The following is a 12,847-nucleotide window of genomic DNA, read 5'->3' on the forward strand; positions in this document are numbered from 1 at the left end:
GTCTAGGCCAGCAGGTCCTTGATTGGCCGGGGCTTGGCCGGGTCTCCTGCTACTCGGCGTCGCTCAGGCTCTTGCGGGAGTCCTCTTCCAGCCGTGCGTCCAGCTTGGACTTCGTGGCCCTGGAGCTGATCAGGCTGGCGATGACGGCCACGATGATGGTGCCGATGATCACGCCGAGGGAGACGTAGGTGGGGATCTCGGGAGCCCACTCGATGTGCCGGCCGCCGTTGATGAAGGGAAGTTCGTTGACGTGCATGGCGTGCAGGACCAGCTTGACGCCGATGAACGCCAGGATGACGGACAGCGCGTGCTTGAGGTAGATCAGCCGGTTCATCAGCCCGCCCAGCAGGAAGTAGAGCTGGCGCAGGCCCATCAGGGCGAAGATGTTGGCGGTGAAGACGATAAAGGCACTCTGGGTCAGGCCGAAGATGGCAGGGATGGAATCCACCGCGAACAGCAGGTCCGTCATGCCTATGGTCACGAAGACGATCAGCATCGGAGTGAAGACCTTCTTGCCGCCCACCACGGTGCGCAGTTTGCCCTCGTCGAACGTCTCGGACATCGGCAGGATCTTGCGGATCCGGGCGATGAGCGGGCTTTCCTTGTCTTCCTCATCCTCACCCTCGTCCTGTGCCTGCTTCCAGGCCGCCCAGAGCAGGAAGGCGCCGAAGATGTAGAAGACCCAGCTGAACTGTTCGATCACGATCGCACCGAGCAGGATGAAGATGCCGCGGAGGATCAGCGCGATGATGATGCCCACCATAAGCACCTCCTGCTGGTACTTACGCGGGACCGAGAAGCGGGCCATGATGATGATGAACACGAACAGGTTGTCGATGCTGAGGCTGTATTCCGTCACCCAGCCGGCGATGAACTGGCTGCCGTATTCCGGGCCGGTGAAGGCGAACATGGCGCCGGCGAAGACCAGAGCCAGGACCACGTAGAAGGTGACCCACAGCCCGGCCTCCTTCATGGAGGGCTCGTGCGGGCGTTTAACGACCAGCAGCAGGTCAATGGCCAGGATGATGCCGAGGGCCACAAATGAGCCGATCTCGAACCAAAGCGGAAGTTGGGGCACGGAGGCACCTTTCGCAGGGTACAGCTAAGCCGTGTAAGTCTCTCCGGCTGCTCTGCATGTCCGGTACCGCGTACCTGGTTCTGCCTGGCTGCCCGCTACGCCCGGCAAGGCATCTGTGCCGTGCGTGTTGACGATCGTAGCGCTTGGGATACTCCCCTACGTTTGAACAACTTTACCCTAGGCGTGCCCGGCGGACTGCATCTGGCGCAGCTCCTTCTTGAGCTCCCCCACCTCGTCACGTAGCCGTGCGGCCAGTTCGAACTGGAGTTCCCCGGCAGCGGCGTGCATCTGTTCCGTCAGCTGTTCGATCAGCCCCACAAGGTCCTCGGCCGGGGCCGCGGCGAGCCCGTCGGCGCGGATCGTCGACGCACCCTTGCCCTTCCCGCGGTTCCTGCCCGCGGCGGCCAGGAGTTCGCGGGTGTCCGCGTCCTCCTTGGCCAGCTGGTCCGTGATGTCGGCGATCTTCTTCCGCAGCGGCTGCGGGTCGATGCCGTGTTCGGTGTTGTACGCCACCTGGATGGCGCGGCGGCGGTTGGTCTCGTCGATGGCGTGGGCCATCGAATCGGTGATGCGGTCCGCATACATGTGGACCTGCCCGGAGACGTTGCGGGCGGCACGGCCGATCGTCTGGATCAAGGAGGTGGACGAGCGGAGGAAGCCTTCCTTGTCCGCGTCCAGGATGCTCACCAGCGACACCTCGGGCAGGTCCAGTCCTTCACGCAGCAGGTTGATGCCCACCAGGACGTCGAAGACGCCCATCCGGAGTTCGCGGAGCAGCTCCACCCGGCGGAGGGTGTCCACGTCCGAGTGCAGGTACTCCACCTTGACGCCGTGGCCCAGCAGGTAGTCGGTGAGGTCCTCGGCCATCCGCTTGGTCAGGGTGGTGACCAGGACGCGTTCGTTCTTCGCGGTGCGGGTCCGGATTTCACCGAGCAGGTCATCGATCTGGCCCTTGGTGGGCTTGACGATGACTTCGGGATCGATCAGACCGGTGGGCCGGATGATCTGCTGGACGAAGCCGTCCGCCTTGCCGAGCTCGTACTTACCCGGGGTCGCGGACAGGTACACGGTCTGGCCCACGCGCTCCAGGAACTCGTCCCATTTCAGCGGCCGGTTGTCCATCGCGGAGGGCAGCCGGAATCCGTGGTCCACCAGCGTGCGCTTGCGGGACATGTCGCCCTCGTACATGGCGCCGATCTGCGGCACGGTGACGTGGGACTCGTCGATCACGAGGAGGAAGTCGTCCGGGAAGTAGTCGATGAGGCAGTGCGGCGCGGTGCCGCCGTCGCGGCCGTCAATGTGCCGGGAGTAGTTTTCGATGCCGTTGCAGAAGCCCATCTGCTGCATCATTTCCAGGTCATAGGTGGTGCGCATCCTCAACCGCTGTGCCTCCACGAGCTTGTTCTGGCTCTCCAGGACCGCCAGCCGCGCTGCCAGCTCGTCTTCGATCCTTGTGATGGCCCGGGCCATGCGCTCGGGCCCGGCCACGTAGTGCGAGGCCGGGAAAACGTACATTTCCTCCTCGTCCCGGATCACTTCACCGGTCAGGGGATGGAGGGTATGGATGTTCTCGATCTCGTCCCCGAAGAACTCGATCCGGAGGGCCAGTTCCTCGTACATCGGAATGATTTCCACGGTGTCGCCGCGGACCCGGAACGTGCCGCGGTGGAAGTCCATGTCATTGCGGGTGTACTGCATGGCGACGAACTTGCGGAGCAGCTCGTCGCGGTTCATTTCCGCCCCTTTGCGGAGCGTCACCATTCCGGCGATGTACTCTTCCGGCGTGCCGAGACCGTAGATGCAGGAGACCGTGGCCACGACGATCACGTCGCGGCGGGTCAGCAGGGCGTTCGTGGCGGAGTGGCGGAGCCGCTCCACTTCCTCATTGACGGAGGAGTCCTTCTCGATGAAGGTGTCGGTCTGCGGGACGTAGGCTTCGGGCTGGTAGTAGTCGTAGTAGGAGACGAAGTACTCCACCGCGTTGTTGGGCATCAGTTCGCGGAATTCGTTGGCAAGCTGGGCGGCGAGGGTCTTGTTCTGCACCATCACCAGGGTGGGTCGCTGGACCTGTTCGATCAGCCATGCCGTCGTCGCACTCTTACCGGTACCGGTGGCACCGAGCAGCACCACGTCCTTCTCACCGTTGTTGATGCGCTCGGTGAGTTCGGCGATCGCGGCCGGTTGGTCGCCCGCCGGTTTGAACTCGCTGATGACCTCGAAGGGCGCCACGACGCGGTTGATTTCCTGCGCAAGACTCATGTATCTAATCTACCGCCGCCCGCCGCCCGCCACCCCTGATTCAGCTTTCGGCAGTACCGGGCGGCTGCGGGCCAGCGCGGCTCAGGCGTACGACGGCGGCTGCCAGCCGGTGCGCTGCGCCCAGGCGTCCATCCGGGGGGCGGCGTATCCGCTGAGCCAGCCCTCCTTGTCCGCCGCGTAGCCCGCGGTGGACTTGTCCACGCCATGGAGCCCGGCGACCCGGCACTTCTCGACGAGGTAGTCGGCCCGGGCATCCGCGTCGTCGCGCAGCCAGTCGCGGAAGCAGAGCGCGAACCGCCAGCCCGGGGATCCCACGGCCCGGACATGGAGGTTCACCGCCCGCCCGGGGTCCGCGTTGCCGTGCAGGCGCTTGGGCCAGTCCGCCGGGTCGGGGTGGGACGCCTTGGGGTTGTCGGCATTGATGCCGGGCCAGCCGGGGAAGCCCGCGTCGGCCAGCAACGGTGCGATCCTGTCCGCGGCGGCCATGTCCACGACGCCGAGCTGGAGGTCGAGCACGTCCTTCGCGGCGAGTCCGGGGACGGCGGTGGAACCGACATGGTCCAGGGCCAGGATGTCCTGCGCTGCGGCCGCCCGCAGGCGCGCCATGAGCCGGGCGGCCTGCGCGGGCCACTCCGGGTTGGCGGGCGTCAGCACCGGGCCGCCGGTCCGCGGTGCGAGGCGGTGCCTGGCCAGGTTCTCCGCGAACGGGGCCAGCCGGAACTTCCAGAGCCGGTCCACGGCGTCCCGCAGTTCCTCCTTGGAACCGGAGTTGTCCAGGACGACGTCGGCCGCTGCCAGGCGGTCCTCCCTGGTGGCCTGGGAAGCCATCCGGGCCCGGGCGTCCGCCTCCGTCATGTGCCGGTGCTGCACCATCCGCTGCACCCGGACCGCATCCGGCGCGTCCACCACCACCACGAGGTGGAAGTTGGCGCCCTGGCCTGTCTCGACCAGCAGCGGGATGTCCTGAACCACCACGGCGCCCTTCGGTGCGCCGTCGGCCAGGGCGCCCGCGCGCTCCCGGACGAGGGGATGGATGATGCCGTTCAGCACCGCCAGGCGTTCCGGGTTGCCGAAGACCAGGGCGCCGAGCTTCGGCCGGTCCAGGCCGCCGTCGGGCATCAGGACGGCGTTGCTGAAGGCCTCCACGACCTTGGCGAGTCCGGGCGTTCCGGGCTCCACGACCTCCCTGGCCAGCGCGTCGGCGTCGACGAGCACCGCGCCGAGCTCGCGCAGCCGTGAGGCCACCACTGACTTCCCTGAGGCGATGCCGCCGGTCAACCCGATCTTCAACACCCCACCAGACTAAACTGATCCGGTGGCAGAAGACGCGGTTTCCCCCGAGAGCAGGGCCACCGTGTACACCACGCTCGCCGCCGGACCGGAGTTCCGGCACGAGATCGAGGTCAAGAGGTCCCGGTTCATCACCGTCCTCGCCCGCACCGGCAACGAGGACAGCGCCCGGTCCGTGGTCGCCGGGCTGCGCAAGGAATTCCACGACGCGCGGCACCACTGCTCCGCCTTCGTGCTCGGGCCCGACCGCGGCGTCCAGCGCTCCAATGACGACGGCGAGCCGTCCGGGACCGCCGGCATCCCGATGCTCGAGGCCCTGCTGAGACGCGAAACAGGTCCCGGGGTGACGGACCTCAGCGACCTCACCGCCGTCGTCGTCCGCTACTTCGGCGGGATCCTGCTCGGCGCCGGCGGGCTGGTACGCGCCTATTCCGAGTCGGTGTCCGGCGCCCTGGACCGTGCACCCCTCGTGCAACGCCGCCGCTTGCGGATCTGCTCGGTGGCGGTGGCGCATGCGGCGGCGGGCCGGCTGGAGAATGACCTCCGCGCCGCCGGCTTTGTCATGGCCGGAACGAGTTATGAGCCGCAAGCCACTGTCCTCCGGCTTGCCCTCCCGGACGGCCCGGCGGGATTGGCCAGGGCGGCGGAGCGCCTTGCGGCGTTGTCGGCCGGGAGCGCCACGTTGCTGCCCGGAGACACGGAGTGGATCGATGTGCCGCTCAACTGATCGGCCCGTCCCGGCGGGACACCCCACGTAACATCGCCGGTCCGGTCCGGGCCCGGGACGCCGCGTTGGGCCGATCTGACGGCGTCATTGTGCCGTCCCAGCACAGCACCGGCGGAGGCATGCCGCATGGCACGTCCCGACTCGAGATTAGCTGAATTTTCGCCGAAATAAACCCCCGGCCCTTCTTTCCCGGCCACCATCGGTCTATCGTTTCGAGTGAGCAGACCCCTCCGTGAATAGCCGTTTCGGACGGGGCGGGGTCGTGTTCCGGCGCTGCACCAGGCTATGGATCACCCTTCCTTACCCTGGACCGCAGCGATTGGGGTAGGCGCGGGGGGTGCCCACATCTGATCACCGCTCCCTCAACACGGCTGGGGCCGTGCATCCAAAAAGGACAGGGCGCGGAGGTTCCCAGACGTTGGGACCAACAACCGCAGACAGACTACGGAGCAGGAACCCGCTGCTGCGCACGCGAGGTGAAAGAAAGTCCGCGTGTGCTCAAAAGAACTGGTTCCGATCGTGATCCTGCATGCCTGGATCTGCCTGTGCATCCATCAGGAAAGAATCACAAGCGAGGCAAAACTCATGAAGAAGTCAATTCGACTGCTCGGTTCCACTCTGCTGGTCACCGGCATGGCCATCGGCGGGTCCGCCTTGTCTGCGGGAGCAGCCTCAGCAGACACCGGGCTCAAGTCCGTGACGGTCACCGCCAACACCTCCTGGAACAACAACCGGCAGAACAACAACGAACGCTGGGATCGCCGCGATTCCAGGAATGGCCACTGGGACCAGTGGCACCGCTGGCACAGCAATAGCGACGGCTGGGGTTGGTGGCGCGACGACAACGGCAACCGGCGGTCCGACAACGACCACGGCGGCTGGTGGCACGGCGACGACGGCAAGTGGCACTCCTGGAGCCGGTAGACGTCCTGATACAAAAAGGTGGCCGCCCCCTAGGGGACGGCCACCTTCAGCGTACTAAGCGCCTTCGCTCACGGAGCGGGCTCCGGGAGGAGATCGGGCAATTAGTTGCCGGTCAGCTTCTCGCGCAGTGCTGCAAGAGCCTCGTCCGAAGCAAGCGTGCCTGCCCCGGCTTCGGTCGCAGCCGGCTCGGAGGAGTAGCTGGTGGTGCCGGAATCGCTCTCGCCGGACGTTGCAGCGGCAGCGTCGTCGGCAGCGTGCTGGACAACCTGCTTCTTGTGGGCTTCCCAGCGGGTCTGGGCATCAGCGTACTGCTGCTCCCAGGCGGCGCGCTGCGTCTCGTAGCCTTCAAGCCACTCGTTGGACTCCGGGTCGAAGCCCTCCGGGTACTTGTAGTTGCCCTCTTCGTCGTACTCAGCGGCCATGCCGTAGAGAGCCGGATCGAATTCGGTGGACTCGGCGTCGACACCCTCGTTGGCCTGCTTGAGGGAGAGGGAGATGCGGCGGCGCTCGAGGTCGATGTCGATGACCTTGACGAACAGCTCGTCACCAACGGAGACAACCTGCTCGGCCAGCTCAACGTGGCGCACGGCGAGCTCGGAGATGTGGACCAGGCCTTCGATGCCGTCTTCAACGCGGACGAACGCGCCGAACGGAACCAGCTTGGTGACCTTACCCGGTACAACCTGCCCGAGGGCGTGGGTGCGGGCGAAGGTCTGCCACGGATCTTCCTGCGTAGCCTTGAGCGACAGGGAAACACGCTCGCGGTCCAGGTCGACCTCGAGAACCTCGACGGTGACTTCCTGGCCGACTTCGACAACCTCGGACGGGTGGTCGATGTGCTTCCAGGACAGCTCGGAAACGTGAACCAGGCCGTCTACGCCGCCCAGGTCCACGAAGGCACCGAAGTTGACGATGGAGGAAACGACGCCGGGACGGACCTGGCCCTTTTCCAGCTTGTTGAGGAACGTGGAGCGGACCTCGGACTGGGTCTGCTCGAGCCAGGCACGGCGGGACAGCACAACGTTGTTGCGGTTCTTGTCCAGCTCGATGATTTTGGCTTCGATCTTCTGACCGATGTACGGAGCAAGGTCGCGCACACGGCGCATCTCGACGAGGGATGCGGGCAGGAAGCCGCGCAGACCGATGTCGAGGATAAGACCACCCTTGACAACCTCGATGACGGTACCGGTAACGACACCGTCTTCTTCCTTGACCTTCTCGATGTCGCCCCAGGCACGCTCGTACTGAGCGCGCTTCTTGGAGAGGATCAGGCGGCCTTCTTTGTCTTCCTTGGTGAGCACCAGGGCTTCGACGAGATCGCCGACGGAGACAACGTCTCCGGGATCAACATCGTGCTTGATGGAAAGCTCACGGGAGGGGATGACACCTTCGGTCTTGTAACCGATGTCGAGCAGGACTTCGTCGCGGTCGACCTTGACGACGGTACCTTCGACGAGATCTCCGTCGTTGAAGTACTTGATGGTGGCGTCGACAGCTGCGAGGAAGTCCTCAGCGGTACCGATGTCGTTAATCGCGACTACGGGGGTACCGGGCTTCTCGGTGGAGGTGATGGTCATGTAGTAGGGGCTCCGTTGTGGATAGAAAGTCGGTCAGGAAAACCGCTTCGCCCGCATTATGGAATGCAGGCGAAGAACACGGCATATCAAATGGCGATCGGCCAGGTCATCCTGGTTTGTGGATTATTTAGGGATTACAGATACGCGCACGTGGTACACGCCCGTTCATTCTAGTCGTATTGCGCAACGCCGGTCAAAGCGCCGGGTGTCAACCCCGGCGTCGGCGGGAGGCCAAAGGCGGGGTCAGGGGGCGGGATCAGGGGGCGCCGCCGGTGGCCTGCCGTCAGAAGTGCGTCAGGCAGTGTGGCGCGCGTTCGACGGCGAACATCAGCCGCGCCTTCAGCGCCGCTCCGGGGGCGTGTTCCGTGATCTTCCCGGCGGTCGTGAGCGTGACGGGGCAGACGGCGCCGAGGTAGATGGAGCCGAGGGCGGCGACGCCGAGGGTCAGTTCCGGGGCCGCGCCGGCGGGTGCGGCGGAAACGCTGGCCTCTCCCCCCTTTGCCTCAAGGAGGAAGGTGCCGGCCGCGAACCCGAGCCCGTCGGCCACCGAAAGGACCAGCGAGCCGTCGGTGGAGTAGCGGCGCGATTCGAGCGCCGTGGCGGTGTCCAGGATCCGGAGCCAGAGCATGTCCCGATGGTCCGAGGAGTCGATGCAGCGGGGATCATCGAGGGCCCATGCCAGCGGGTCATCCACCGGTGCATCCTGCCAGCTGACGCGTTGGACCAGGTCGATGCTGCCGAGGAACTGCCACAGCGCCAGGTAGGCGTCGCCGTCCGCGGCCACGAGGTCGACAATTTCCATGGTGTGCGGCTTGGTGTCCCAGCCGGCGAATTTATAGGAGACGTAGCCGTCCACCCCGCCGTCGGCGTCGTAGTGCAGGGCGCACCTGATCCCCTCGTCCTCGGCTCCGTCCCTGCCGAGGGAGCCCGAACTCCGCTGCCGGTACGCCTCCTGGCGCACGATGGAGCCTGGCGTGACCCGGTGGAGGCGTTCGAACACCTGCGGGGCCAGTTCCAGGAGGACCTTCCGGTCCGCGATCTCCACGGTGCCCCGGTCCTCGTGGCGCAACCGGAACCGTGGCCCCGTGTCCACGTTGATGCTGCGCTCAAAGGTTGCGACGCCGAAGCCGAAGCGGCCGTAGATCGATGCCTCCGAAGCGGTCAGGGCCGCCACGGCCAGGCCGGCGTCCTTTGTGGCGGCGAGGTCTTCGGTCATCATGCGGCGCAGCAGCCCCTGCCGCCGGTGCGTTCCGCGGACGGTCACGGCGGTGACCAAGTGCGCCTCGAGCTGCCGGCCGTAGCCGATGTTGAGGTGTTTGCGCAGGGACGCGAAGGTGGCGACCGGAACGTCCGCGGCCAGGGAATGCGGCGCCGCGTCTCCGGCCTGATAGACGCCGGTCAGCTCGCCGTCGTCGGCACGGTAGTTCGCGAGCACCTTGTCCACGAACCCGTCATTACGGCGGGTGTCGTGGAATCCGAATCCGACCGCCCGGACCCACGCGGCGCAACCGGCGTAGGCCGCAGTGCCCTTTTCGGCCGCGCTGAACCGGCGGATCTCATACTTGTCTGCCACGTCGTCCTCCCCGGCGATGCCGTGCAAATTGTGGGCGCGGGCCCGCTAGTGCCCTGCCTCGTACCAGCTGGAGCCGATGCCGATCTGGACGTCCAGCGGAACGGTCAGCCGGGCGGCCGAGCCCATCTGCTCCGTCACAAGCTTCTCCACGGCCTCACGTTCGCCGGGGGCCACTTCGAGGACCAGTTCATCATGGACCTGCAGCAGCATGCGCGATTTCAGGCCCTGTTCCGCCAGCGCACCGGAGACGCCCAGCATGGCGCGTTTGATGATGTCCGCGGCCGAACCCTGGATCGGCGAGTTCAGCGCGACCCGCTCGGCGATTTCGCGCAGCTGGCGGTCCGTGCTGGTCAGGTCCGGGAGGTAACGGCGCCGTCCCTCGATGGTGGCCGTGTAGCCGTCGATCCTGGCCTGGTCCACCACGCCGCGGAGGTAGTCGCGGACCGCACCGAAGCGTTCGAAGTACTCCTTCATGAGGGTCCGGGCCTCATCGACGGAGATTTCGAGCTGCTTGGACAGGCCGAAGGAGGTCAGCCCGTACGCCAGGCCGTAGGACATGGCCTTGACCTTGGAGCGCATGGCGCTGGTGACCTCGGCGGGCGGCACGCCGAAGATGTGCGAACCGACGAAGCGGTGCAGGTCCTCACCTTCCTGGTAGGCCTGGATCAGGCCGGGATCGCCGGAGAGGTGCGCCATGATCCTCATTTCAATCTGCGAGTAGTCCGCGGACAGCAGGCAGTCGAAGCCCTCGCTGACGACGAAGATGCTGCGGACGCGCCGGCCTTCCTCGCTGCGGACCGGGATGTTCTGCAGGTTCGGGTTGTTGGAGGAAATCCGGCCGGTGGCGGCCACGTTCTGGGCGTAGGTGGTGTGGATCCGGCCGTCCTCGGCCACCGCCTTCTTCAGCGATTCCACCATCTGCCGGAGCTTGGAGGATTCCCGGTGGGCCATGAGCTGGACCAGGAACTCGTGACCGGTCTTCTCCAGCAGGTTCTTCAGCGAGGCGGCGTCCGTGGTGTAGCCGGACTTGATCTTCTTGGTCTTGGGCAGCCCCAGTTCCTCGAACAGGACCGTCTGCAGCTGCTTGGGCGAGCCGAGGTTCACTTCGTGCCCGATCGCGGCGAAGGCGAGTTCCTGGGCGTTGTCGACCACCTTGGCAAGGTCCGCCAACTGGTCGTTCATCCGCTCCATGGAAACCGCGATGCCGGTGAGTTCCATCCGGGCCAGGACCCGGCTCACCGGCAGTTCAAGGCTGGTCAGCAGTTCCTGGGCTTTCCGGGTCTTCAGTTCCGTTTCGAAGTGCTGGCTCAGTGCCAGCACGACGGCGGCCTGCTGGACGAGCGCTCCGGCCGCGGCGGCGTCGTCCTCCCCGGCAAACGCCAGCTCGAGCTGGCCGGTCTTGGCGGCGGCCGAGGAAATGTTGAGTTTGAGGTGGTGCTGGGCCAGTTCGGCAAGCTCGTAGCTGCGGCGGTCCGGTTGGATCAGGTAGCCGGAGATGGACGTGTCATCGACGACGCCGTCCAGGCCGAGGCCGCGTGCCGTGAAGGCCTTCAACGCGTCCTTGAAGCCGTGCGTGACCTTGGCGGCGCGGGGGTCCAACAGCCAGCCGGCCAGCACCGCGTCGGCCTCGGCGTCGAGGGCGGTGAGGTCGATGTAGGCTGCGGCGTCGTTGCGGAGCACCGCGATGGCGGCGGCGTCGTCCACGACCCGGCCCGGAACGAATTCGATGGCGAGGGCGGTGCGGTGGCCCTTGCCGGCGTCGAAGAAGGCCTTGAGCTCCGCAGCCCCGGTGAGGGTGGAGAATTCCGGAACCGCGATACTGTCCGGTTCGCTGTCGCCGCTGGTGTCGTTGCCGTAGAGCGCGAAGAGCCGGGTGCGCAGTGTCTTGAATTCCAGCCGGTCGAAGATTTCCTCGATGGCGTCGTGGTCCGGGCGGGGCTCCTCCAGATCGTTGAGCGTGACGGGCAGTTCGAGGTCCGTCAGGAGCCGGTTCAGCCGGCGGTTCCGCTTGACGGACTCAATGTGCTCGCGAAGGGAGTCGCCGACCTTGCCGCCGATCGAGTCGAGGTTTTCCAGGATGCCTTCCAGGCCGCCGTAGAGGTTGATCCATTTGGCAGCCGTTTTGGGTCCGACGCCGGGCACCCCGGGGAGGTTGTCCGCGGTCTCCCCCACGAGGGCCGCGAGGTCCGAGTACCGCGGCGGTGTGACGAAGTACTTGGTCTCGATGGCCTCGGCGTCCATCCGCGGAATGTTGCTGACACCGGTCTTCGGGTAGAGCACAAAGACGTTGTCCGTGATGAGCTGGAACGTGTCACGGTCGCCGGAGACCAGGAGCACCTCGAAGCCGGCGGCGTCGCCCTGGGCGGCAAGGGTGGCGAGGATGTCGTCCGCCTCGAAGCCGGGCATGCTGATGGTCTTGATGCCCCAGGCCGTCATGACCTTTTCGATCAGCTCGATCTGCCCGCTGAACTCGCGGGGCGTCTCATTCCGACCGCCCTTGTAGCCGTCGTATTCGGCTTTGCGGAAGGTCGTGTCATCGGAGACATCGAAGGCGACGGCGACATGCGTGGGCTTCTGCTCCTTGATCAGGTTGATCAGCATCGAGGTGAAGCCGTGCACGGCATTGGTGTGCTGGCCCGAGGAAGTGGCGAAGTTCTCGGCCGGCAGGGCATAGAAGGCGCGGAAGGCCATGGAGTGGCCGTCAAGGACCATCAGGCGTGGCTGGTCCGTGATGGGGACCACGGGCGCCTCGGTGGCGGATACTTCTGCCACGGCGCGGAGGGGCTTCTTGCGCTCCGCCACAAGAACCGGGGCGCTCCTTGCCGGCTCAGCGGCAGCTGCTGTTTCTGATGCAGTGTCCACTGCGGTTGGGGACGGGGCCGGTTTGGTAGTTTCGCTCACAGGTGCCAGCCTAGTTCCCATGATGGACAATTTCACGCCGGCCCCTTTCACAGCCGAACTGGCGGCCGCCGGGGTTCCGTCGGAACTCCACGATTGGCTCGGCCGGATGGGCGTGGGCGCCCTCGTGGTGAAGATCGGGATCCACTTCCTGGAGATGAGTCCGGAGCGCACGGTGGCAACGATGCCCGTGCAAGGCAACACCCAGGTGGCCGGCATCCTGCATGGCGGCGCGCATGTGGTGCTCGCCGAAACGCTGGGCTCCTTCGCGGCCGGAATGCATGCCGGACCGGGACGGTACGCCCTGGGCATCGAAGTCGGGGCAACACATCACCGCTCGATCGCGAAGGGCACCGTGACCGGAACCTGCACCGCGATCCACCTCGGCCGTACGCTCACGACGCACGAGATCATCATGACGGACGAGCAGGGGCGCCGGCTGTCCACCGCCCGGATCACCAACCTGATCCGGGACAAGGCGGCGTAGGCGCCCGGCGGAAGCGCGGCGTGCGGCGTGCGGC

General features: G+C 66.0%; 9 protein-coding genes. 3 read left to right on the forward strand and 6 right to left on the reverse strand.

Annotated features, from left to right (window positions below):
* Positions 1–49: 49 nt before the first annotated feature.
* The 3 genes from E5206_RS13240 to coaE all read right to left on the reverse strand — a co-directional run bounded on the left by E5206_RS13240 (position 50) and on the right by coaE (position 4,630).
* Positions 50–1,078 carry a TerC family protein gene (locus tag E5206_RS13240; protein ID WP_136322890.1) on the reverse strand — a complete coding sequence of 343 codons (1,029 nt, stop codon included), beginning with the start codon at positions 1,076–1,078 and terminating at the stop codon, positions 50–52.
* Between the two features lie 177 nt (positions 1,079–1,255).
* Positions 1,256–3,337, reverse strand: coding sequence for an excinuclease ABC subunit UvrB (gene uvrB / locus E5206_RS13245; protein ID WP_136322891.1), 2,082 nt, complete (start codon positions 3,335–3,337; stop codon positions 1,256–1,258).
* 81 nt (positions 3,338–3,418) lie between these two features.
* Positions 3,419–4,630 (reverse strand): dephospho-CoA kinase, encoded by a 1,212-nt coding sequence (coaE, locus tag E5206_RS13250; RefSeq protein WP_136322892.1) that lies wholly within the window; start codon positions 4,628–4,630, stop codon positions 3,419–3,421.
* Positions 4,631–4,652: 22 nt separating this feature from the next.
* Between coaE and E5206_RS13255 the strand changes: the two genes are divergently transcribed.
* Together E5206_RS13255 and E5206_RS13260 are read left to right on the forward strand one after the other, a co-directional pair.
* Positions 4,653–5,354 carry a YigZ family protein gene (locus E5206_RS13255; protein ID WP_136322893.1) on the forward strand — a complete coding sequence of 234 codons (702 nt, stop codon included), beginning with the start codon at positions 4,653–4,655 and terminating at the stop codon, positions 5,352–5,354.
* Positions 5,355–5,939: 585 nt separating this feature from the next.
* Positions 5,940–6,278 carry a hypothetical protein gene (locus E5206_RS13260; RefSeq protein WP_168709338.1) on the forward strand — a complete coding sequence of 113 codons (339 nt, stop codon included), beginning with the start codon at positions 5,940–5,942 and terminating at the stop codon, positions 6,276–6,278.
* 101 nt (positions 6,279–6,379) lie between these two features.
* On the opposite strand, the gene rpsA is transcribed toward E5206_RS13260, so the two are convergent.
* The 3 genes from rpsA to polA form a co-directional block, all read right to left on the reverse strand.
* Positions 6,380–7,855 carry a 30S ribosomal protein S1 gene (gene rpsA / locus E5206_RS13265; protein ID WP_136322895.1) on the reverse strand — a complete coding sequence of 492 codons (1,476 nt, stop codon included), beginning with the start codon at positions 7,853–7,855 and terminating at the stop codon, positions 6,380–6,382.
* A 283-nt stretch (positions 7,856–8,138) separates the two neighbouring features.
* Positions 8,139–9,428 (reverse strand): GNAT family N-acetyltransferase, encoded by a 1,290-nt coding sequence (locus tag E5206_RS13270; protein ID WP_136322896.1) that lies wholly within the window; start codon positions 9,426–9,428, stop codon positions 8,139–8,141.
* Between the two features lie 45 nt (positions 9,429–9,473).
* Entirely contained in the window at positions 9,474–12,119 is a 2,646-nt protein-coding gene (polA, locus tag E5206_RS13275) for a DNA polymerase I (RefSeq protein ID WP_240690187.1), read from the reverse strand.
* Positions 12,120–12,348: 229 nt separating this feature from the next.
* On the opposite strand from polA, the gene E5206_RS13280 reads away from it, so the two are divergent.
* Positions 12,349–12,813, forward strand: a complete 465-nt coding sequence (locus E5206_RS13280) for a hotdog fold thioesterase (RefSeq protein ID WP_205759924.1) — start codon at positions 12,349–12,351, stop codon at positions 12,811–12,813.
* Positions 12,814–12,847: the final 34 nt, after the last annotated feature.

The sequence above is a fragment of the Arthrobacter sp. PAMC25564 genome (assembly GCF_004798705.1).
Taxonomy (GTDB): Bacteria; Actinomycetota; Actinomycetes; order Actinomycetales; family Micrococcaceae; genus Arthrobacter.